This window comes from Streptomyces sp. NPDC052079 (assembly GCF_040680275.1).
In the GTDB taxonomy this organism is placed as follows: domain Bacteria; phylum Actinomycetota; class Actinomycetes; order Streptomycetales; family Streptomycetaceae; genus Streptomyces.
This window is the reverse complement of record NZ_JBFAWL010000005.1, coordinates 1-21,185: the sequence shown is the minus strand read 5'-3', so window position 1 is coordinate 21,185 and position 21,185 is coordinate 1. Positions and strand designations below refer to the sequence as shown.

Sequence of the window (21,185 nt, the reverse complement as noted above, 5' to 3'; positions counted from 1 at the left end):
GCTCACCCTCGTCCGCAACGGCCTGAGCCTGCACAAGGCCCACCAGCCCGCCCGCGAGATGGCCGAGCGGCTCACCGCATACACCGCGTAAGTACCCGACGAAGGGAACCCAACACCGTGGCGGATATCGACCTCGCTCTCCAGCACTACGACGGGGACGCGGCCAAGGCGATCGCCGACGAACTAATCGACACGTACGCCGAAATCTACAACGTTCCGCCATACGCGGACGATCCGTTCTTCTCAGTCGCCTCCTACACGGACCGGCTGCATGCCGCGTTCACCATGACGGGCTTCGAAACCGCCACGGCACGCCTCAACGGGCAGCTGATCGGCTATGTCCACGGCGTGACCCTGCCCGCCGACAAGCCCTGGTGGACCTCCCTCGGCGACGCTCGGCCAGCCGACGCACAAGCCGCCGCCAAGGCCGAAAAGATCTTCTGGCTCCGTGAACTCATGGTCCGCCCCGCCCACACCAACCACGGGGTTGGCCGCCGCCTCCACGACGCCGTCATCGCCGGCCGCCGCGACCAGCCCTGGACCGCCCTCACCTGCATCGTCGACAACGAGCCGGCGCACGGTGCGTATCTCCGCTGGGGCTACCAGATCATGGGACGCATCAAGCATGCCCCCGAATCCCCCGTGTACGACGCGATGCTCCTCCGCCCCGCCTGATCGCCGGAACACCTGCCGCCTGCGTACAGCCGCAGGCGGCAGCACCGCCATGCCCGCCGCCCATAGCGCTTGAGCGGTATCTCTACAGTGCGACTTCACAGAATCGGTCTCGGTGGCGCCGAGCAGGATTTCAGCGATCGGCGTCCAGGTGCAGCAGCGGCGGTCGAGGTTCTGGTGCACGTGGACAGCTACGAGACGGCTGATGGTGATCTCGACGCGCTTTGGCCATCCTCGGGGAGGCACACGAAATGCTGCCGCCCTCTCCGACCGCCGGGCTGTCCTGCTCACTCAGCGCCGCCCCACTGCGATCCCGGAGACATCGGGTCCAATCGATAGGGTGGCCGGACCCGACCGCTGCCCCGGCGGCAGGCCACCCCTCTTGGAAGGACCCCGCAGTGAGCCAGCACCGTCCCGCCCGCGCGGCGGTGTTCTCTGCCGGATCCTGGGGCACCGCCGTTGCCAAGATCATGACTGACGCGGGCACCGACGTGATCGCGTACGCCCGTCGTGGCGAGATCGCCGACGCGATCAACCGCGAGCACCGCAACCCCGGCTACTTCCCAGACGTGGACCTGCCCCCGACGCTGACGGCCACGACCGCCCCGGCCACCGCCCTGGACGGTGCGGATTTCCTCGTACTGTCCATCCCTGCGCAGTCCCTTCGGGAAAGCCTCGCATCGTGGGCGCCGCACATCGGACGCGACACCGTGATCGTGTCGCTGATGAAGGGCATCGAGCGCGACACCGACCTGCGGGCGAGCGAGGTCATCACCGAGGTGACCGACATCCCCGCCGAGCGGGTGGCCGTGTTGTCGGGGCCGAACCTCGCCCGCGAGATCATGGCCGGCCGGCCCGCCGCCGCGACCGTCGCCTGCCCCGACGAGGCCACCGCCATCCGCCTCCAGCGGGCGTGCCACACCAGCTACTTCAGGCCCTACACCAGCACCGACGTGACCGGCTGCGAGCTCGGCGGCGCGGTGAAGAACGTCATCGCGCTCGCCGTCGGCATCGCCTCCGGTATGGGCCTGGGCCACAACGCGCAGGCCATGCTGATCACCCGCGGCCTCGCAGAGACCACCCGGCTGGCCGTGGCGATGGGCGCGCACCCCGCCACCCTCGCCGGACTGGCCGGCCTCGGCGACCTCATCGCCACCTGCTCATCTCCGCTCTCCCGCAACCGCACCTTCGGCACTCACCTCGGCAAAGGGCTGAGCGTCGAAGAAGCGACCGCCGCCACCCGGCAGACCACCGAAGGCGTCAAGAGCGCCGAGGCGATCCTCGGCCTGGCCCAGACCCACGGCGTCGACATGCCGATCACCGACGTCGTCACGGCCCTGCTGAACGGCAAAGTCACACTGGAGCAGGCCACGGCCGCGCTGATGCAGCGCCCGCCCAAGCCCGAGCGCTGACCCGACGGCACCGCGACCACGGGCCGCATCCCATCATTCACCTCCCCACCACGGAGGCTTCTGTCATGCCCGCGTCCGTACTGTCCGCCGCTGAGATCACTGTCCCGGCAGCTCCCTCGGTTACGCCCCGAAGTCGGATCAGCGCGCCAGGTGGAAGACGGCCGCCGCGACGATGGTGCCGAGGATGGTGCCTGCGATCACCTGGTTGCGTGTGTGGTCGCGCAATTCAACGCGGGACCATCCGACGACGATGACCAGGAGGAAGCCGAGGGCCATCCACGGGCCATAGGTCTGCACGAGCATCGCGCAGGCGCCTGCGGACACGGCTTGGTGAACGGAGATCTTCCAGACGAAGGTGATTGCGGTGAGAATCGCGAGCGTCACCAGCATCGAGACGATGAGGCCAACCATGGTGCGTGGCGCCCCCGCAACGAGCATCAGGACGATGCCGGTGGCTACTGAGAGCAGTATGACGGCCATCACGACAAGCCGAGCTGGCTTCTCCCCGACATGTCTGTCGCCCCAGTGGCCCTTGCGAATGCCGGACTTGATGAAGGTGATCGGAACGACTGCGGCAAAAAGGGCACCGACCACTCCCCAGGCAACACCTGTCCATTGCGCGGTGTGCCAACCCACCAACAGGGTGACAGCGATGATCCAGTTCTTCGGCTCGAGCCAGTCCGTAATGCGGCGCGCCAGCCGCGACTCGCTGGGGCGGACATCAGTTGTCATGTGAGGAGATCCTTTCCGAATCGCCCTGCCCGTGGGAAACGGTCGACTGCTCTTGCCGGACGAATTCCGAAACGATTGGAGAGGAGAGGTACGCACGGGCAACGGTGCGCAACCATGACAGTTCACTGACTCTGTCCCGCCCAGTGACGCCAAGGGGTGGATACTCAACTCCCCGCAATCGCTCCCCGTTTCGGGCGCTCTGGACGGCTGCACGCAACCAGCAGGCTTCCGCGACTGCGTCAGAGCGTTGCACGTCGACCCCTTTCTGGCGGACAAACTTTCGGGCCTTTGCGTGCATGTCGGCTGACACGTACTCGCGAAGCGCTAGGCAGGCATCCTCGATCTCAATGACGCACCGCTCCAGCCGGAAGGGGACGCGCCTTCTACTCACGGAGGTCGCCAGCACCACGTACGGGGCCGCTTCCGTGAGCTGTGCCCACAGGGGCCGTAGCCTGCGCAGGGTGCTCCACGCCGCGACGTACTCAACAGCGACGGAGAGAGGAGGCAAACAAACGCCGAGCGCGACCGACAGGACCGTGGCCTGCTTGAGTGTCGTGGAGAGAAGGTTCTCCAAGCCTGGGTAGTTGGTGCCCGAGGCGAGCTGAACCGTCACAAAGACGATGCGTTGGAGGGCGTACAGACTTCCGAGCAGGGTTCCCAAGCCCAGAAATCCGAGGCCGGCCTTCCCGAGGAGAGTTCGGCTGTGGCGTACGCCGCCGAGGAACAGCCATGTCGCTACGACCATGGCGATGCCGATGTAGAGCGTGAAGACCGCCATGTAGAGGACAGGGAAAAGGGCACCACGGCCCTCTCCGAGCCTGACAGGCCCTCCCGGCGTCCAGTTGGCCAAGGCGTAGAAGGCGAGCATGAGGGGCAGCGTCACGCCGGCTGCCACCAGCCGGGTGCGACGCGCCAGGCCCTGCGGTCGAACAACTGCGATGACGAAGTCGAGCAGGTACGCCGCCGAGGTAACGCCGAGCATGTGTTTCAGCAGCGGCGACAGCCTGGCGTCTGTACCGACGGCGGCATCGACTGCCTCTTTGACCTGCGGAACCTCGAACGTCATGGCAACCGCGAGAGTCGCCAGGGTCAGCGCCAGGCTTCGCTGCTTGTGGGAGTGCCGGATTGACGGCAGTCGCCACAGAGCCACCAGCCAGAGGACGCCGGCGACGATGGTGGATGTACTCATGAGCGGCGGTTCCTCCGGGGGTGGACCAGAGCGTCGTCGAGCCGCGACACCACGCCGGACCGGCCTCGTTCCCGGATCGAGTGGGCGAGATCCTGAAACAGCTCCCCCAGGCAAGAGGCAGCCATCTCGGCGTCGTACTCGGTTTCACTGTCGTAGCTCGTCCGACCGAAAGCGGAGAGCACGGCGGAGGGATCGACTCCGTCGGGGAGGATCGCCAGCAGGGAGTTGACGACGCTCTCGTTATTTCCGGCATGCCCGAGTAGCAGGTGCGCCAGCTCGTGGCGCACGATCTGCGCGCGATGCCGTTCGCTGGTAGCCGCGACGTGGAAGATGTGGTCCTCATGGTCGAAAGAGAGGACCATTCCACAGGGAGTGTTGGCCCCTCCGGTTTCAGGCAATTCGTGGAGGTGCAGAGGGCGGCCACGCTTGATGGCGAGCTGCCGGCATATTTCGTCCACCGCGTAGGGATCAGGTATCTCGATCCCCCGCAGCTGCTCCTCGCACAGTCGCCTCAGCTGCGCCTCTCTGCGCGCAAATTGCCGATTGAACATGGACGAGATCCTTGCTGTAGCCCCCGAATGAGCGCTGACACGGCCTGCGCTAACCGGAATCCGCCACTCCGCGTGGCTCCAGCAGAGCTTTGCACACGCATAGACGGTTACCCAAGACGATCTTGAAGGACCGGGTGCGGCATACCAGTCATATCCACCCAGCCGGTGAGAGCAGTCACATCACTGCTTGGGCTTGTCGAGCCCTTCCCATCGGCGCGCCTGATTGATCACGTCGGTGATCATTTTCAAGCTCTCCGCCGAGAGGCCGTTGGCTCGAAGCGCAAGGCCGCGCACGTCACTGTCGGCCACGGCCTCGATCAGCTCCATGGAGGCGCGCACCTTCTCGGCCTCCTCGGGGTCGTAGTCCGAGAAGAAGTACTGCTCTTTGACGTGGAAGTGGCCAGCAAGACGTTCCACCGTCGTGTAGGTGGGGTTGGGCTTAGCACCGGTCCGCAACTGCGAGATCGCGCTCTCGGACACGGAGATCACCCGGGCGACCTCGGCGTTGGTGTAGCGCTTACCGGTCTCCGGGTTCGTCACGGTCTGGAACAGGTGGTTGAGCTTGTCGGCGAATGAGCGCCGAGCGCCGGCGGCGTCACCGGGCGCCTGCGCCGGTCCGCTGGGCTCCACCATCACCGACTCCTCCCATCTAGACGTTGAAGCCTGGACTGTACTGCAGTGTAGTTCCTAAGGCCAAAGCCTGAGGAGCTTCACTTCAGTGTTGACAGACAGGGATCACTTTGGCGTAGGTTCTCGATCACAGCTTCACTGAAGTGTTGCGACGTCGACAAGGCGCGGTAAGCGCTCCTTGCCCGGCCTTCGCGGCATACGTACGCGCTAGGACTCGCCCATGCTCGCTCCACCCTCGTCGCAGCAGCTCACGCGACTTCTACAGGGTTTAAGAACCAACTCTCGACCTTGACGCGGAGCCGTGCGTATGTTCGTCGTCCCCCGCCGGGCAGACCGCCCGCATGGACGAGCACAGGAGCAATGACGTGCACAACCTCCGGGCCTCATAGGTCCCTGGATACAGCGACGGCGCCCGAGAGCTGCAACTCCCGGACGCCGGACGCTTAACGGCTGTACCGCCCCGGCAAGGGCGGAGATCGCCACCATCACCACGCTGATCCCTTCCACGGGGCGTCTCAGCGTGGCAACACCAAAGGAGATTCTTACATGCGCTCCGCCCTGCGCAAAAGGCCCTTCCGTCCGGCCTGCGCGGCAGCTAGCTCCGCCTCGGCGCCTCAGCGCCCCGAGTCGGACCGCACCACCCTGACCCCGGCGAGCCGACGCTCCCGCCCGCTTGCCGGGAGCGGCCGATGAGCAGCGAAGCCCGCGAGTGGGTGTGGGAGCACAGCTCCAGCCGAGGGGCCGCGCGTCTGGTCCTGCTGTCGATCGCCGACCGGGTGGCCGACGATCAGTGCGTCTCCTGGGCCTCGCTGTCCGGCCTGGCCAAGCGCACGCACGCCTCGGTCTCCACGGTACGCGAAGCCATCGAGCGTCTGCTCCTGGCCGGCGAGCTGGAACAGCTCGACGACCTGGTGGGCCCGCAGCGCAGCACGGTCTATCGCCTGCCTCTCGCTGCCGAAGCGGTCGCCCAGGCGCTTCGAGAGCAGCGGGAGGAAACGGGCGACACGGCAGTGTCGGACGAGCCCGCCAGCCCTGCGAAGCTCCGGCTGTCGGCCCTGCGGCGGTACGGAATCCGCCCGCGTGAGGTGCCGGAATCCCCCGCGAGGATCCGGAATCCGGCAGTACCGGAAACCGGCAGGTCGCGACGGAAACCGGCACAGCGGCGTACCGGCTGCCGGTACAGCGATGTACCGGCCACCGGCACACAGAACCGTAGTGAACCTGATGTGAACCGGAGGTACAGCAGTGGTGGTGCTGCGGTCACCTCGGCTGCCGAGTGGCAGGTCGACCCCGCCACCCACACCTGGGCCCGCCAGCAGGGACACCTCGACCGCCTTGGCAAGCAGGGCCTGCAGGCCGCCGACGCGAAGTGGCGTGCCCACCGGGCGGCCCACGCCCCGAGGCCGGCGGAAGCCTGGGCTGCCGACTGGCGCTCCTGGATCACCCGGGAGCACGCCCCCAGCCGCCCGAACCTCTACGCCGTGCCCGGCCAGAACACTGCCGCGCCCGGTGGCATGACGCGGGCCGAGAAGCACACCGCCGCCCTTCTCGCCGCCCTGGACGAGCCGACCGGAACGGAGGGCTGATCGTGGACCGCCGTGAAATCGCCGCCCTGCTGGCCTACATCGGCCGACTCGACCCCCGCAGCATCCGCACCGACGAGGGCGAGGCCCGCGATCAGCTCGCGCAGTGGCAGGAGCTGCTCGGTGACGTACCGATGGCCACCCCGCATGGCTGGGACGCCCTCGCCGCCGCCCGCCAGCACTACCGCACCTCGCCGTACCAGATCCAGCCCGCGGACGTGGTCCGCCCCTGGGAGAGCTACCGGCGCAACCGCCTGGCCCTCCACTCCGACCCCACACCGTCCGCGGACCCGGACGACCAGGCCGCCTGGACCGCAGAGCTGGTCGGCACCCGCCGCGCTGTCGCCGCCGGCATAGCGCAGCCCTCGCAGGCCCGGGCCATCACCAGCAGCCAGGAGGGGGTCAACCCCAGGCTGCAGGCTCGGCTGGACCAGATCGGCTCCTGCATACCGCCCGCCGCCCGAGCTGTTCTCGTACCGTTCCGGCCCGCCCGGGCAGCACGCGAAGCCGCTGTCGCGCAGGGGCTGCCTGATGGCCTGAGCGTGCGATGCGAGTGGTGCCTGGCCCCGGTCGGCGAGCCGTGTCGCCGCCGCCGGATCGGCCCTAACGACGGGGTACGCGCCATCACGCCGCGCGCCACCCCGCACCCCGGCCGCCTCGACCTCGCCGCCCAGCAGGCCCAGCACACCGAACAGGACCAGCAACCCGCCCTGGCCTGACCGGCGCCTCCGGCGCGTGCATCCCGTCCACTGCACCGCCGCAACATCACCGTCCCGCACCGGCTGCGGCGCACGCCCACGCGCCGCAGCCGGCACCCGACGCCGCACCCACCGAGCACCGCGCTAGCCGGCCGGTGCGGCAGCACATCGGAGACTCGCCTTGCGCCACATCACCACCCTCGACGCGCCGACCACCGGCCTGCGCGGCATCGGAGACACCAGCTGGCACACCCGCGGAGCGTGCCACGGCATGGACGTCGAGGACGCCGACGCCGTGTTCTTCCCCGGGCCCCGCGATCACGAGGAGATCGCGGAGGCGAAGGAGCTGTGCGGCTGGTGCCCCGTCCGCTGCGCGTGCCTGGACTTCGCCCTGGAGAACGTCCTCAAGGAGGGCGTCTGGGGCGGGCTCACCGAAGCCGAGCGGCGCCCGCTGCACGACAACCTGCACCGGCGCCTGGACTACCGGCGTGTGACCGCCTTCTTCCATGGACGCGACGTGCACCTGACGGAAGCCGAGCGGCAGGTGGTCATCGACCACGCCTACGTCCGGGGCTGGCAGCCCGACCGGCTCGCCGCCGCCCTGCAGATCAGCCACAAGCACGCCCGCGACCTGCTCCGGCAAGCGGCCAACAAGGTCTTCGACCGCGACCGCAATTACGGCGTGCCCCGCTCCAAGAAGAAGCGGAAGAAGACCTCCAAGGCCAAGGGCACCCCCGCGCCCGCAGTTCCCGGTGCTCAGCAGCCGACAGGCCGCCCGGCAGCGTCGAACCCGGCGCCCGCCCCTCTCGGAAAGGCAGCATGACCCACCCCGTCCTCGCCTTCGGTGCTACTTCGGACCTCCCTCTCCTCCTCGCCGCCGTCGTGCCCGCCGCCCTCGCGTTCATGCTGACCGCCTGGGCGATCCGGCGCCGGGGAACCCGCCCGCAGAAACGTCTCGGCGGCCCTGCGGTCAAGGTCGCCGCCGTCGCCGCCCTGGGCTGCACCGCCTACAGCGCCGACACAAGCTGGCGCTTCGCCGCCGACTACCTGGACATGGCCGGTACCGCCGAGCGCGCCGGCATGTTCGCCGCCGCCGAACTCGCCTTGTTCGCCACCGCGCTGATGGCACGGCAGAACCTCGCCGTCCAGGGCGCTCCCGGCCTGCCGGGCACGCTGGTCTGGGTGATCACCACGGTGCAAGTGATCCCCGCCTACGCCGAGAGCGGCCCTGTCGGCGGCACGGTCCGCGCCTTCGTCGGACCGGTCATGGCGGCGATGCTGTGGCACCTGGCCATGGGCATCGAACTGCGCCTGCGCACCCCGGGTGCAGCCTCGCACGGACTGATCGCCGTCCTGGGCCGGGAGGCACGCGAGCGGCTGCTGTCCCGCCTGGGCATCGCCGCGCGAGACCGCGACGCCGCGCAGATCACCCGGGACCGGGCCACCGCCCGTGCGGTCGCCCTCGCCGCCCGCCTCGCCGAACACACACCCGAGCAGCAGCAGAGCCGTCGCGGCCGACGGCTGACGCGACGCCTGTCGAAGGCGGTCGGCAGGGCTTCGGTCGGCACCGATCCCCTCCAGCGGGCGCAGCTGCTCGACCAGCTCGCCGCTCGGCGACACGCGCTCGCGCTCGCCACGGTCCCGCTCCCTTCTCCCTGGTCCCCGACGCACAGCAGCGCATCGGCGGCCACGGTCCCCGCACAGCCGACATCGAATGTGCCGGTCCCCGTCCCCGGTCCCGACGGTTCCGACGAGCCGGTCCGGGACCGAGGACCGAGGACTCCTCGGGGACCGGTCCCCGAGGAGGCGGACCCTGAAGCCAAGGTCGGCGCGGGGACCAAGGCCGGCGCAACGGGAACGGCCGCGGGAACCAAGCTCTCTGAAGACGGTGCGGTCCCGGGGACCGAACTCGCCGGTCCGGAAGCCGCAGCGCGGGACGCAGCGGCCATGAGGACCGACCACAACACGCAAGAAGTAGCAGCTCAGGGCCCGTATTCTCATCGGGGGCCGGGCATCGCACAGTCGGGGACCGAGACCACCCAGGACCGAGGACCGGCCACCCCACAGTCCGGGACCGAGACCACCCAGGACCGAGGACCGGCCACCCCACAGTCCGGGACCGAGACCACCCAGGACCGAGGACACAAGGTCCCGCTTCGCCGGAAGCCAGCCAGGACGTCCCGGGCAAAGAACAAGGACAAGCCTGCCCGGTCCCGCTCTCCGCAGACGGAGCGCCAGGCACGCGAGCTGGGTGAGTCCGAGCGCCAGCTTGTCCGTGAGGTGCGTCCCCATGTTCCCGCCCTGCTCGAACGGGACGGCAATGGCGCGATCACTCGGGTGCAGCTGCGCGAAATCATCCGCCGCCAGGGCCTGACGGGTGTCGGTAACGACCGACTCGGCCTCGTCCTTCAGGAGCTGCGGAACGGGGACATCACAACGACGAGGAGCACCGCCCGATGAAGACCTGCCACCAGTTCAAGATCGTCCGTGCGGAGTACGAGCGAGAGATCGGATTCATGCTCGCTCACTCCGAGCGGCATGCGGGCAGGCCGGCGGCGAAGTCCAGTGCGAAGCAAGCTGCCTCGGCGAAACAGCGGATGGCTCGCGCGCTCAACAGCCACGTCAGGCGCTGCCCCGAGTGCGGCTGAGCTGGCAAAACCCCTGCGCAAAGCCTGTACCCGTAAAGGTGGCCCGGTTCCACGCCGGGCCACCGCCCCTCTTAAGGAGGTACGCCGTGACTCCGCGTCTCCCTCGCTCTTCCCAGCCCACCACCGCCGAGGCCAATGCCTGGGCGGACGTCCTGGTCCGCCGGCAACTCCTCCACGCCGTCGTCCTCACGCCGACCGGGCAGTGGCTCGTCCAGGACCGTCCCAGCAGACCGGTCCGCGTCCTTGCCAGCCCAGCCGATGTCCTCGCGCTGGCCGCAACCATCCAGCACCGCACCCGCTCTACGAGGCCCGAATCCCGATGACGAACGCACGCAAGAACAGCACCACCCCGGAACCTGATCCCGGCTCCAACTCGGTCTCGGGGCGAGCAAGTTATCGCAAGAGCATTGCTCCCGTCGGGAGCAATGCTCTTGCGTCCCCCGCTCCTGAAGCGGCGGGAGCGGACCGGCACCGGGGGGCGCCGACCCGTGAGGATGCGACCGAGGGCGGCTCGCATCCTGGGAAGCAGGACCAACACACCTGCCACAGTGCGCACTGCACGCACACCGCCCCTTCCAAGCCGCATGTGCAGCAGCGTGAACGCCTGCGCGACGAGAACAAACGCATACGCCAGCCCAGCTGCCGCATGAACGACGACGAGTACCAACTCCTCACCCGAGCAGCCGCCGTATGCAACATGAGCGTCGCCAGTTTCCTCGCCCACGCCGCTCTCAATGCCGCCCGCGACCTCGACCGCACAGCAGCGGAAATCGCCACCCAACGAGAAGTCCACAGCGAACTCTTCGCTGTGCGCCGGCACCTCGGCCACATCGGTAACAACCTCAACCAGGTAGCCAAAGCCATCAACTCTGGTGCCGACGTCCCGTACGCCGAAGCCGTACTCGGCGCCGTCCAGCGCGTCACCCAGCGCGTGGACTCCTTCATCCAGCACTACCTCGACACCGAAACGCGAACCGGATGATCCCGCGCGTCCACAAGCGCGGCTCGACCACGTTCGGTCTGCTCAACTACCTCTACGGCAAAGGGACCCACGAGGAGCATGTCGACCCGCATCTCGTGGCGGCCTGGGACAGCTTCGCTCCCGACCCCGGGCGCGATCCGCACGCTACGAAGAGACAGCTGCAGCAGCTCCTGGACCAGCCCGTCCAGGCGCTCGCGGAGTCGCGACGCCCGGCGAAGCACGTCTGGCACCTTTCGGTCCGGGCCGCACCGGATGACCCGGTTCTCTCCGACGAGCAATGGGGCGAGATCGCCCGACGCATGGTCGCCGCGACCGGCATCGCGCCGGCCGCCGACGAGGCGGGGTGCCGCTGGGCGGCCGTGCGCCACGCCGACGACCACGTCCACATCATTGCCACGCTCGTCCGCGAGGACGGCCGGCGCCCCCGGCTCAACAACGACGCCAAGCGATCTCAGGCCGAAGCCCGCCTGATCGAAGCCGAGTACGGGCTCAAGCAGCTCAGCACCGGGGATGGGACCGCAGCGCAGCGCCCGACCAGCGCCGAGCGCCACAAGGCCCAGCGCCAGGGCCGCGAGCGCACCGCGCGCGAAGAACTGCGCGAGAGCGTACGTCGAGCGGTGGCCGGCGCCAGAAGCGAAGAGGAGTTCTTCGACCGCCTCGCCGCCGCCGGCCTGCTGATCCGCAAGCGCGAGGCGCCATCCGGCGACCTGCTCGGCTACAAGGTGGCCCTGCCGGATGACCGCAACAAAGACGGTGAGCCCGTGTTCTACCCCGGCGCGCGCCTCGCCCCGGATCTGTCCCTGCCGCGCATCCGGGAGCGATGGTCCGCCGACTTCGACAAGACGGCGTCGCCAGATTCCCCTGGCAATGCCTCGCCCAACAGCCCTTCTGCAGCGCGTCGCCGGACGGCCACGGTTGCGTGGGGGGCAATCGGGGCTGTCGAGTACGGTGACGACGCAGTTGCTGCCGCGTACATCTCCGCGACCGGCGAGGTCCTGGACGCCCTCGCGAAAACGTCCGCCGCCCACACCCGCAGCGAACTACGCGACGCGGCCTTTGCGTTCGAGCGGGCCTCGCGTTCCCACGTACGCGCTGCGCAGGGACACGACCGGGCCTTGCGGCAGGCAGCCCGCGACCTCGTCCACGGAGGTCCGGCCCTCGGCCGGGGCGAGGACGGTGCCGCCACCGCTATGGCGATCGACATGCTGTTCTTCCTCGTCACTGCCGCCGCCCACTGGCATGCGAGGAAGGGCCACGCCCAGCAGGCCGAAGCCGCGACCCGGGCCGCCGAGCACCTGCGCAACGCCTACCGGCCCGCCGCCGCTCAGCCGCTCGGTCTGCTCTACCAGCGCGGCCGACGCCTGAGCCAGCCTGCGCTCCAGCGACAGACAGCACTTCTGCGGGAAACGCTGCCGAGTCTGGCCGAGCGGATCCTCGCCGAGCCTGGCTGGTACGCCCTGGCCGCGACCATCGCGGAAGCCTACGCCGCCGGCCACGACCCGGCCGCACTCCTGTCCGACGCTGTGGAGAGCCGTGAACTCGGCACCGCGGACTCGGTCAGTGATGTCCTGGTGTGGCGTTTGCGGCGGCGCGCAGATCTGCCGGCTGACGCTCCTGGGACACCGAAGAACCGCACGGCAAAAAATTCGGCGACCACGCGCCCGCCGGCGCCCAGAACCACCACATCTGGCCACCGTTTCGGTGACGAGGCGCCCGGCAACACGCGATGATCCTCTGCCGCCGGTGCGGCTGCGTCTCAGAGGAATTCGTGGACACCACGCATTCTCGTACGCAGCTTCGCCTGGGTGGCCCGGCTGTCGAGGCGGACATCGAGCGCACCGGAAAGCGAGGTGCCGGCGCGGAGGCCCTTCGGCAGCCGGGAAGCATCGAGCCCGTCCCGCTGAGCGATCAGCACACCCAGGCCGTGGCGACTCACGGCATCCCCACCCGCAAGGTGGTGTACGCCGCACGCGTCAGTGAAGGCCAACTCCAGCAGGGCAGCGGCGAGGTCCCTGACATGCACGGGACAACGGACGTCGTCGGTGAACAGCGCACCGGTTCGGGAGCCGGTCGCGAGGTCGTGCACGAGGCGGACATGTTCGGACTGGATGCCGCCGATGATCAGAGAGGTACGGACGATGACGGCGGCCGGCGCCAGTAGCCGGACGCCAGTCTCCGCCGCTGCCTTCGCTGCCCCGTACGGGGTGACAGGATCGGGGAGACATGACTCGTCGTAGTGGACTCGGCTGCCGGAGAACACGGCGTCGCTGCTGACGTGAACGAGGCGGCAGTCGTACTTCACCGCGGTCATCGCCAGGCGGACGGAGCCTTCGGCCGTGACGGCCCAGTTGGCGCTGCCGCTGCTCGCGTTGATGACCACGCAGGGGGCGAGCGAGGCAACGACCTCTTTGACACGGCCGTCGTCGCGCAGGTCCACCTCGTGCCACATGGCCTTCGGACCATCGCACGGCCTGGTCGCGAAGGTCGCGGCGACGCGATGCCCAGCGGCAGATGCCTGGCGGACCAGCTCGGTGCCCAGAAACCCGCTGCCTCCGACAATAAGGGCAGTCATGGCATGCCACGGTAGACGACCCCCACCTCGCTCGGAGTGCTTCATCCCGAGCGGCCCTGTCCTGAGGATGCAAGGAGATGTCCTATGACCTGCCGAAAGTCACTGTGGACTTTGTTAATTGAAACCGCCCAAGGCGTGGGGCACGATCATGAAGCGAGTAGGACGAGGCAAGGGAGGACGCCAGGGTGTTTCACCGAATACGCCGCAGGACCAAGGGGCCCAGCGAGGAGCAGCGCCAGTTCGCCGAGGTGTATGCGCGGATGCAGCACCAGGTCCCGCCGGGCATCGGGATGCCGCGCACTACGCTGGAGTACAACGAGCCGGTCGCCGTCGTCGACGACTTCCTCCCGCCCGAACTGAGGGTGCCGAGCCACGACCAGGTCGAAGGCAAGATGATGCCGTGGAAGCCGCCTCTCGTCCTCGACGGTGAGATGGCCGCCTGCATCAAGTGCGGCGCGTACCGGGACTGGCTCATCCTCTCCACCCGCGGTGAGATCTGGCTGCGGTGCCGGGCCGGACACCAGCAGCTGGAGACCCGCATCGACACCGCCTGGTACAACCGGCACTCGGGACCGGCGGACGCGACGCACGCCACGTTCGAGGACTGCCTGCGCCACCTCGGGCACTGACCACCACTCCTACAACCCCACCGGGCCCTGGGGCCCGCACTGACCACCCGCCGCCTAGCACCAAGGGGTCAGTTCCGTCATGCGCGTTCGCGTCGCCACCACCGCACTCGGCATCACCGCCGCCCTCCTCGCCGTGCCCGCCTGCTCCACCGACACCACCGGGTCCAAGCACCAGACCCCCTCCTCCCGTACGGGAAAGCCGACCGAGGCCGCCCAGGAGTCGGCCGCGCTCTCCTCGGCCGCGCTCGAGTCCCGCCTGCTCGATGAGAGGGACCTCGGCAGCGGCTACCTTCCCAAGCCGGAACGTCCGGCCCAGCACGACGACGTCACCGTCATCGGCTGCCCGACCCTGAGCGAACTGGGCGGCGACGCGGCGACTGGCGGCACGCTCGCCTTCCCGCACAAGGCGGAGGCGGACTTCACCTACGGCGGCAGCTCCTCGGAAATCTCCGAGGAGCTGTACAGCGACAGCGTGAAGAAGCTCTCCGACGGCATCGGCCGGATCTTCGATGCCATGACCGACTGCCCGACCTATCAGGTCGTCGCGGGCGGCACCCCGGTCGACGTGACCTCGCAGAAGCTGCCCGCGCCCCACGCCGGCGGTGACGAGCAGTGGAGCCAGCTCCTGACGTTCATCGCCGGAGGACGGAGCACCGTGGTCAAGCAGACCGCGATCCGCGACGGCAACCTGCTGCTGGTCGTCTCCGGCTCCCCGGCCCTCGTCGATCGCCACCTCGACAAGGCCCTCACCAAAGCCACGGCACCGAGCTGACCTGCGTGCACGTCACGCTGCTGCCTCCGGCCACCACAGGTCGGGGGGTAGCGGTGTTCTGTGGCCATACGCAGTGTTGCCTCATGTCATGTTGCGGCTGAGAGGGTCAAGTGGCTTACGAGTGACGACTGTTCTGGGTCGGTGACGGAGGTGCTCCCGTTAGATGTCGACCCGTCCCCGGCTGGGAGCCACAGCATGGCCGCTCCGTGGAGAACCGGCTGATCCGCATCCGCCGCCACACCTGATCCGTGTCCGAGTCCAGCGGCGGTGTCGGCTCGATCACAGCCGCCACCGACGCGGCGAGCTAGCCCTGTGGCAGCACCGCCCCGATCAGCTCCAGCAACGCCTCCAACGTGGCCACCTTCGGCGCGGTAACCTCCCCGGTGAAGGTGGCCACCCGCTCGGCGGTCTCCCTCAGCACCACCTGCAACGCTGGCAAGGCCGTTGCCGCCGGCCGGTCAAGTTCGTACGCAATACGGCACGGTCACGCACATCAAGGATGAGGCGGTGCTCGCTGTGGTCATCAACCTCGTTGGCAGCGGCTTTCATCGAAAGAGCTTGGCCGCCCTGGTTCGGGGCGTCTAGCTTGGCATCGTGATCTCCCGCTATTACCTCAAGTGCCCGGGATGTGCAGAGGCGTTCGACGCCCGCCTAGGTGTGGAACCGACCCGCGGAACGCGCTTCTACCTGCCGTGCCCGCATTGCGGACTATCGATCCGAGGCTCGATGTCGGGCACTGAGCTCGAAAATCACCGTATCGCCATCGAGTGCGAGGTGCTGAGCGACTCCGCGCCAGAGTCTCCTGATAGACGCGTCGTGACCATCAATCCGTTCGTGCCGTCGCGCTACGACGCCGATACGTTCACGCCGATGGGGTCTTTCCCGACGATGACGCTCCTCCAGGCCCTCGGCGACGACGCCTTTGCGAAGTTCCAGTCCGAACGACATGCGGCGCTCGAAGCGGGCCGCAATCAATGGCCCACGGTCCGCATGCTGTTCCAGTACTACCTCCAGGGCAATACTGGGATGTTCGTTCGCATCGCACAGCAGCAGCTCGGCCTCGCATGGGAACCGAGCACAAGTCATGAGCGGACGGCCGTCGCTTACCAGGCTATGGGCGCAGTGACGACGGTCATCACAGGGACCACGGGGACCACCAGCGCGAACGTGGGCGGCCGTTTTTCGCGCAAGCACTTCGCAGCGATGAAACGAAACAAGGATCACCTCGCGACCTTCCGGCGTCGAGGACAGTCCTCGGCGGCTCTGGAGCGAGATGTCTTCACCGAGCTCAACCGTTTCGTGGAACATCACGAGTCCTGGGAGATGGGGCTCCTGGGGAGGTTCTTCGGGCCGGGCGCCAAGGATGCCTTCGACGACCTTGTCCTCTACCGCGACGAGTTCTCGATGGTGAGGGACCTTTACCAGCACGGATTCGAGCTCGCTTGCAAGTGCCTGTGGCCGCTTGTTGCAGCACAGAACACGGTGAAGCGCGGAAGCCCGGACGACTTCGGAGCCGTCCACCCCGACCGCGTACCCGAGAAGAAGCGCCCCAGGAACCTCGACAAGTTCGACAAGCTGCCGAATGCCTTCAAGATCGCATATGTGGCACAGGTGCCAGGTTGGGAGCCATTCGAGAGCTTGCTCAACAACCGTCGCCGGAACACGATCGGGCACGCGACAGCACATCACGACCTTCAGACAGGCCGCGTTGTCAGCGATGAGAGCCCCTCCGGGATGACGTATCTCGAGTTCCTCGGCGAGGTCCTCGGTGTCTTCGAAGCGCTCTCGACCCTTGGCCAGGTACTCAGGGCCAGTCGTGTTGCCTCCTCGCCGGACTTCGGTCCCTTCGAATGACAACGCCGAGGTACAGGGACACGTGCCACAGCGGGCCGGGCGCCGTCTCACCACCCTCCCTGGAGGTGTACTGGGTCGGGACCGTGCGGCGGGGGCATCCTGGTCCGGGCCAGATGAACGTCGGCCCGCTCCTGGCAGGTGCGCCCGAGCTTGGAGGCGTACCGGTACGTTACTGGCTGACGCATTGAGCGGCGCGAGCGGCTTGCCCTGAGTACCCGGGCTCGGACCTGGCCGAGCTGGACATAGAGCACGGTGAGCATCAAAGACTGAACGGCCCCTTCCCCTGAGAAGCAAGAAAGTCCGGCACCCCCCGACTGGGGAGGGTGCCGGACTGCGATCATCGAGTGCGGTGCGCGGGCCGTTAGAAGGCCGGCGCGCGCAGGAGGCGCTCCTGGGTGGCCTCGGGCAGTACCCGCCGCAGGACCGGTGCGGTCGAGCTGAGGGAAGCGGCGAAGGCGGCGACGAGATCGTGCGGGACGCTGGCAGCGAACGATGCCGCCCACAGACACGGCGCGCCGAGCGCAGGCTCGGCCCACGCCTGCCATCCGGCCAGTCCCGTCTCGTCGTCCTCGGCGGACAGGGCCCGCGGGTCGGCGTCCTGGATGAGGGGCGGGACCTCGCCGAGGCTGATGTGCGAGGTGAACGTCGGGTCCGTCGCTGCCGCCTGGGGTTGGTCGATGTCGCGAAACCATCCGTGGGCGGCGACAGCGTCAAGGACCAGTTCGGATCCGGCGAGCGGCACGGCAGGCTGGTCGCTTGCGTCGAGCGCGACAAGGAAGTCGACCACCGCCTCGCCGGGGACGTCACGGGTGAAGTAGGCCGACCACTGGGCGAGCGAGCTGCTCGCCTCGGCTCGGGCGGAGATCTGCCAGGCGATCGGCAGCTCGTCCAGGTGGAACGGCTCGTCCGCCAGGCCCCACTGGGCCCAGCGCAAGGCATCGGGGCTGATGTGCAAGACGGTGCTGCGCAGGACCTGGCGGTCCTCCGGTGCCTCGTCCACCTCGTGCCGTCCGCGGACGATCGTCAGGCTCGTCCAGCCCAGGCCGGCGAGCGCGTCGGCGACGACGTCGTAGAGGCGTCCGTCGTCACCGGCCAAGTGCCGGGGGCCGACCCAGAACGCTGGCTGGCTGCCGCGCGGGGTGGACGAGTCGGGCGGGAAATCGGGGTACAGGGGCGCCTCCAAGGGCTTGGTGCGGGTCTAGTTGTCGCCGGCACGGCGGCGGGGACGGCGCGGGGGCGCCTGGACGGGGCCCTGCCACGTCAGGGCGATGGCAACCTCCGGCGGAAGGTGGCCAAGCTGTGCGTCTGGGTCCGGTCCTTCGGCGAGGTAGACGACGGTCTGGCCGGTCTCGTCGACCGACTGCAGGACCTGCGCCAAGCGGTGCGCCATCGGGACGAAGGGGTTCATGGCCTGGCGGACCGGAGCACTCCGGTCGCAGCCGGACAACAGGTCGATGAGATCGCCGACGGTCATCTCCGGGGACGTCACGGGCAGCCTTCTGGGGTTCGGGGGAAACGGGGGCAGTGGAACGGGCCGACCTTCGGTACGGCCAGCGCTCACAGGGCGGGCACTACGTGTCAGTGTCCGCGCTGTCAGAGGCGGCGTGAGGTCTCCAGCACGCTCGCTACGGTGGCGGCAACGATGTCGGCCGGCGTCTCGGTGTCGAACGACAGGTGGTAGCCGCGGACCTTAGCGGTTCCGGTGACAGCAATCTTCCATCCCTCGCCGTCCGTGCCGGGGCGGCCGAGCGGAAACCATCCGAGGTAGAACCGGCCGTCCTTGGAGCTGACGTGCACGTCAGCGCGATCGTCGACGATCAGGTGGAAGTCCTCGGCGGAGAACTGGTCCATGACCAGGGTCGGCTGACCGGGGCCGAGCTGCCACTCCCGCGGTCGCAGGGCTTCGACGGTGGTGGAGAAACCGGGGCCCGCAGGGGCTACGGTCACGGGCAATCACCTCTCTGACCTGGGGTTTCTTGCAAGTTCGTCTACGTTGACATGTCCTCGCGCCCGTTGGCCAGTCTTTCCGGGATCTTTCCTGTCTGCCGCCGGCGAACTGCCATCCGTCGGCAGTGTGGGATCTCAGACCCTGTGGCCGAATCTCACGTCAGCTGGCCATTCAATGGCCGTTTGGCCACGAATCCGAGACCGGCTGCTCAGCCTGCGTTCGCTCTACGGAGCGAGTCGACGCGAGATCAGGATCCGGTAGGGGGCAGCCGCACCCCCAGCACGGCTCTCGTCAGCTGCGAGTCCTGGTGTCGCCCCAGCCAGAACCGGAGCCGACTTTGATCGATGCGGCACCGAGATCATACGGTTTCGATACCGTCATGTGTGCAGTCACCGTTCATGACGTTGTTGTTCCGGAAAGTGACGAATGTTCATCGAAAAGCTCGTGCTGGAGAACTTCAAGTGCTTCGGGCCGGGGCGCACTTCCCTCCGCCTGGACCGGGGCATGACTGTCTTCATAGGCACCAACGGTTCGGGCAAAACTGCGGCCTGCGAGGCGCTACTGCGGTTGTTCGGGATATCCGGGCAGGAGCGGTCCGTACGTGTAGACGACTTTCACGTGCCCGTCGGCGAGACCGACCTGCCCACCCGCCGCGAGCTCACGATCGAGGCAGTGCTCGCCTTCCCCGAACTCGACGGCAGCGGGGAGAACGACGAAATCGGAGAAGACGACGATGGTGATGTGGCGGTGAATGCAGAACGCCAGCAACAGGCCAGCGCATCCCGAGCGATACCGGAGTTCTTCCGTCGCATGGCCGCTACGGAGGACGGCGACCTGAAGGTCCGGGTGGCGCTCCGGGCCGAATGGGTCGATGACGGCACGATGGAGGGGGCGATCACCGAGTCACGCGTGATCGTCAGCACCCTTGCCGACGAGTACGACGAGGACGACTACGTGCAGCTGACTGCTGCGGAGCGCAGTCGTATCCAGATGGTCTACATCCCGGCGTCCCGTGACGGCGTGCGTCAGGTGACGGCCTTTCTCCGCAGCCGACTGTGGCGCGCTGCGCAGTGGTCAGCTGGTCTGCGTGACCTCGTCAACGGCCACGCGGCTGAAGTCGCCGAGAAGTTCACCGAAGAGCCCGTGGTCCAGGCGGTCGAAGGCGCACTGACGGCCCGGTGGCAGGAACTGCACGACGCGGGGATGCACTCGGATCCGAAGCTGCGACTCCTCGACGGCGACTTCAACCAGCTGGTCCGCGCTTCTGAAGTCGTCTTCGAGCCCGACCACAACAGTAGGCCCAGGCCAGCCCGCATGCTGAGTGACGGGCAGCGGTCGCTTCTGCACCTCGCCCTAGTGGCGGCAGCTATCGACGTCGAGGCCGCAGTCTGTGCTGGCCAGCACATCGATGACTTCACACTGCAAGCCGCTCACCTGCCGCACCTGACCCTGATCGCGGTCGAGGAACCCGAGAACAGCCTTTCGCCGTTCTATCTGTCCCGGATCGTCAGCCAGTTGCAAGACCTGAGCGGCACCACGGCGACACAGACGATCCTCTCCAGCCACTCCGCCAGCGTCATGCCCCGCATCCGGCCCGAAGATGTCCGGTACTTCCGCACTGAGCCAGCCACCGCGACCGCATCGGTCCGCGAGATTACCCTCCCCGGCGACACCACCAAGGCAGGCAAGTACGTACGCGAAGCAGTGCGCGCCCACCCGGAACTGTACTTCGCCAAGTTCGTGGTGCTCGGCGAAGGCGACACCGAGCAGCTCGTCATCCCCCGGATCGCCCAGGCTCACGGTGTCCAACTGGATCCGTCGTTCATCGCGATGGTGCCGCTCGATGGCCGACACACCAACCACATGTGGAGGCTGCTCAATGATCTGGACATCCCCCATGCCACCCTGCTGGACCTCGACTATGGCAGAGTCGGCGCGGGCCCTGCCCGGCTACGTGATGCCTGCAACCGCCTCATGGACAACGGGTTCGACCCACTGGAAGGTCTCACCGACTATGACGAGGTCGACGACATCCACGACGGCCTGCGTCTCAAGCACATCAAACCGATCCTGAAACACCTGCGCGCATTCGCCGTCTTCTACTCCGAGCCGCTCGACCTCGACTACGCCATGTTGTGCGCGTTTGAGAACGCCTACAGACACCTTGAAGCCAACCAGCGCGGACCGGATTCCAGTGATCCGACCACCACGGTCCTAGCCTCGCGCTTTCACGAGGTGGCCTGTCCAGTGGTTGATCAGAAACGCAGAAGTGCCTCTGACCAGCAAGAATGAGGATTGTCGAGGTCCTTGTTC

At 67.9% G+C, this 21,185-nt stretch carries 22 protein-coding genes; 14 read left to right on the top strand and 8 right to left on the bottom strand.

All coding sequences use genetic code 11. From position 1 onward, the window contains the following. Positions 1–117 precede the first annotated feature (117 nt). Positions 118–675 (top strand): GNAT family N-acetyltransferase, encoded by a 558-nt coding sequence (locus AB0L56_RS10975; RefSeq protein ID WP_365421493.1) that lies wholly within the window; start codon positions 118–120, stop codon positions 673–675. 395 nt (positions 676–1,070) lie between these two features. Then, the gene (locus tag AB0L56_RS10970) at positions 1,071–2,084 is read left to right on the top strand and encodes an NAD(P)H-dependent glycerol-3-phosphate dehydrogenase (RefSeq protein WP_365421490.1); all 1,014 of its coding nucleotides are present in this window, start codon (positions 1,071–1,073) and stop codon (positions 2,082–2,084) included. Positions 2,085–2,222: 138 nt separating this feature from the next. On the opposite strand, the gene AB0L56_RS10965 is transcribed toward AB0L56_RS10970, so the two are convergent. From AB0L56_RS10965 to AB0L56_RS10950, 4 genes are all read right to left on the bottom strand, one after another. Further along, positions 2,223–2,816, bottom strand: coding sequence for a hypothetical protein (locus AB0L56_RS10965; RefSeq protein ID WP_365421488.1), 594 nt, complete (start codon positions 2,814–2,816; stop codon positions 2,223–2,225). Then, on the bottom strand, positions 2,806–4,005 hold the full coding sequence (locus AB0L56_RS10960; protein WP_365421485.1) for an MAB_1171c family putative transporter: 1,200 nt from the start codon (positions 4,003–4,005) through the stop codon (positions 2,806–2,808). The genes AB0L56_RS10965 and AB0L56_RS10960 overlap by 11 nt, the downstream gene beginning before the upstream one ends. After that, positions 4,002–4,556: a secondary metabolite protein gene (locus tag AB0L56_RS10955; protein ID WP_365421483.1), complete on the bottom strand. Its 555-nt coding sequence runs from the start codon at positions 4,554–4,556 to the stop codon at positions 4,002–4,004. Before AB0L56_RS10955 ends, AB0L56_RS10960 begins: the two co-directional genes overlap by 4 nt. A gap of 180 nt (positions 4,557–4,736) precedes the next feature. Beyond that, positions 4,737–5,189, bottom strand: a complete 453-nt coding sequence (locus AB0L56_RS10950) for a helix-turn-helix domain-containing protein (RefSeq protein WP_365421481.1) — start codon at positions 5,187–5,189, stop codon at positions 4,737–4,739. Between the two features lie 686 nt (positions 5,190–5,875). Between AB0L56_RS10950 and AB0L56_RS10945 the strand changes: the two genes are divergently transcribed. The 8 genes from AB0L56_RS10945 to AB0L56_RS10910 all read left to right on the top strand — a co-directional run bounded on the left by AB0L56_RS10945 (position 5,876) and on the right by AB0L56_RS10910 (position 12,827). Continuing rightward, positions 5,876–6,772, top strand: a complete 897-nt coding sequence (locus AB0L56_RS10945) for a helix-turn-helix domain-containing protein (RefSeq protein ID WP_365421478.1) — start codon at positions 5,876–5,878, stop codon at positions 6,770–6,772. A gap of 2 nt (positions 6,773–6,774) precedes the next feature. Beyond that, positions 6,775–7,488, top strand: a complete 714-nt coding sequence (locus AB0L56_RS10940) for a hypothetical protein (RefSeq protein WP_365421475.1) — start codon at positions 6,775–6,777, stop codon at positions 7,486–7,488. A gap of 160 nt (positions 7,489–7,648) precedes the next feature. Continuing rightward, positions 7,649–8,290 (top strand): WhiB family transcriptional regulator, encoded by a 642-nt coding sequence (locus AB0L56_RS10935; RefSeq protein WP_365421473.1) that lies wholly within the window; start codon positions 7,649–7,651, stop codon positions 8,288–8,290. Next, complete coding sequence (locus AB0L56_RS10930; RefSeq protein ID WP_365421470.1) at positions 8,287–9,927, top strand: hypothetical protein; 1,641 nt, start codon at positions 8,287–8,289, stop codon at positions 9,925–9,927. Before AB0L56_RS10935 ends, AB0L56_RS10930 begins: the two co-directional genes overlap by 4 nt. After that, positions 9,924–10,115, top strand: coding sequence for a hypothetical protein (locus AB0L56_RS10925; RefSeq protein ID WP_365421467.1), 192 nt, complete (start codon positions 9,924–9,926; stop codon positions 10,113–10,115). Before AB0L56_RS10930 ends, AB0L56_RS10925 begins: the two co-directional genes overlap by 4 nt. Before the next feature lie 86 nt (positions 10,116–10,201). Beyond that, positions 10,202–10,438 (top strand): hypothetical protein, encoded by a 237-nt coding sequence (locus AB0L56_RS10920; RefSeq protein ID WP_365421464.1) that lies wholly within the window; start codon positions 10,202–10,204, stop codon positions 10,436–10,438. A 263-nt stretch (positions 10,439–10,701) separates the two neighbouring features. Next, positions 10,702–11,097 carry a plasmid mobilization relaxosome protein MobC gene (gene mobC / locus AB0L56_RS10915; protein WP_078661960.1) on the top strand — a complete coding sequence of 132 codons (396 nt, stop codon included), beginning with the start codon at positions 10,702–10,704 and terminating at the stop codon, positions 11,095–11,097. Further along, a complete protein-coding gene (locus tag AB0L56_RS10910; protein WP_365421461.1) occupies positions 11,094–12,827 on the top strand; it encodes a relaxase/mobilization nuclease domain-containing protein in 1,734 nt (577 codons plus the stop codon). Before mobC ends, AB0L56_RS10910 begins: the two co-directional genes overlap by 4 nt. Before the next feature lie 26 nt (positions 12,828–12,853). On the opposite strand, the gene AB0L56_RS10905 is transcribed toward AB0L56_RS10910, so the two are convergent. Next, positions 12,854–13,669, bottom strand: a complete 816-nt coding sequence (locus AB0L56_RS10905) for a sugar nucleotide-binding protein (RefSeq protein WP_365422074.1) — start codon at positions 13,667–13,669, stop codon at positions 12,854–12,856. A 185-nt stretch (positions 13,670–13,854) separates the two neighbouring features. On the opposite strand from AB0L56_RS10905, the gene AB0L56_RS10900 reads away from it, so the two are divergent. From AB0L56_RS10900 to AB0L56_RS10890, 3 genes are all read left to right on the top strand, one after another. Continuing rightward, the gene (locus AB0L56_RS10900; RefSeq protein ID WP_365421458.1) at positions 13,855–14,298 is read left to right on the top strand and encodes a hypothetical protein; all 444 of its coding nucleotides are present in this window, start codon (positions 13,855–13,857) and stop codon (positions 14,296–14,298) included. Positions 14,299–14,377: 79 nt separating this feature from the next. Continuing rightward, positions 14,378–15,070 carry a hypothetical protein gene (locus AB0L56_RS10895; RefSeq protein WP_365421455.1) on the top strand — a complete coding sequence of 231 codons (693 nt, stop codon included), beginning with the start codon at positions 14,378–14,380 and terminating at the stop codon, positions 15,068–15,070. Positions 15,071–15,664: 594 nt separating this feature from the next. Continuing rightward, positions 15,665–16,924, top strand: coding sequence for a hypothetical protein (locus AB0L56_RS10890; RefSeq protein WP_365421453.1), 1,260 nt, complete (start codon positions 15,665–15,667; stop codon positions 16,922–16,924). Between the two features lie 361 nt (positions 16,925–17,285). On the opposite strand, the gene AB0L56_RS10885 is transcribed toward AB0L56_RS10890, so the two are convergent. The 3 genes from AB0L56_RS10885 to AB0L56_RS10875 all read right to left on the bottom strand — a co-directional run bounded on the left by AB0L56_RS10885 (position 17,286) and on the right by AB0L56_RS10875 (position 18,871). Then, entirely contained in the window at positions 17,286–18,107 is an 822-nt protein-coding gene (locus AB0L56_RS10885; protein WP_365421450.1) for a DUF317 domain-containing protein, read from the bottom strand. A 15-nt stretch (positions 18,108–18,122) separates the two neighbouring features. After that, positions 18,123–18,413, bottom strand: a complete 291-nt coding sequence (locus AB0L56_RS10880; RefSeq protein WP_365421448.1) for a hypothetical protein — start codon at positions 18,411–18,413, stop codon at positions 18,123–18,125. A 104-nt stretch (positions 18,414–18,517) separates the two neighbouring features. Beyond that, entirely contained in the window at positions 18,518–18,871 is a 354-nt protein-coding gene (locus tag AB0L56_RS10875) for a DUF317 domain-containing protein (RefSeq protein ID WP_277312424.1), read from the bottom strand. A 427-nt stretch (positions 18,872–19,298) separates the two neighbouring features. Between AB0L56_RS10875 and AB0L56_RS10870 the strand changes: the two genes are divergently transcribed. After that, a complete protein-coding gene (locus tag AB0L56_RS10870) occupies positions 19,299–21,164 on the top strand; it encodes an AAA family ATPase (protein WP_365421445.1) in 1,866 nt (621 codons plus the stop codon). Positions 21,165–21,185 lie beyond the last annotated feature (21 nt).

Coding starts and splice junctions, on each gene's coding strand:
- AB0L56_RS10905 (WP_365422074.1), bottom strand. CDS start 13,669: ATGACTGCCCTTATTGTCGGAGGCAGCGGGTTTCTGGGCACCGAGCTG.
- AB0L56_RS10955 (WP_365421483.1), bottom strand. CDS start 4,556: ATGTTCAATCGGCAATTTGCGCGCAGAGAGGCGCAGCTGAGGCGACTG.
- AB0L56_RS10930 (WP_365421470.1), top strand. CDS start 8,287: ATGACCCACCCCGTCCTCGCCTTCGGTGCTACTTCGGACCTCCCTCTC.
- AB0L56_RS10870 (WP_365421445.1), top strand. CDS start 19,299: ATGTTCATCGAAAAGCTCGTGCTGGAGAACTTCAAGTGCTTCGGGCCG.
- AB0L56_RS10925 (WP_365421467.1), top strand. CDS start 9,924: ATGAAGACCTGCCACCAGTTCAAGATCGTCCGTGCGGAGTACGAGCGA.
- AB0L56_RS10950 (WP_365421481.1), bottom strand. CDS start 5,189: ATGGTGGAGCCCAGCGGACCGGCGCAGGCGCCCGGTGACGCCGCCGGC.
- AB0L56_RS10965 (WP_365421488.1), bottom strand. CDS start 2,816: ATGACAACTGATGTCCGCCCCAGCGAGTCGCGGCTGGCGCGCCGCATT.
- AB0L56_RS10960 (WP_365421485.1), bottom strand. CDS start 4,005: ATGAGTACATCCACCATCGTCGCCGGCGTCCTCTGGCTGGTGGCTCTG.
- AB0L56_RS10895 (WP_365421455.1), top strand. CDS start 14,378: ATGCGCGTTCGCGTCGCCACCACCGCACTCGGCATCACCGCCGCCCTC.
- AB0L56_RS10910 (WP_365421461.1), top strand. CDS start 11,094: ATGATCCCGCGCGTCCACAAGCGCGGCTCGACCACGTTCGGTCTGCTC.
- AB0L56_RS10945 (WP_365421478.1), top strand. CDS start 5,876: ATGAGCAGCGAAGCCCGCGAGTGGGTGTGGGAGCACAGCTCCAGCCGA.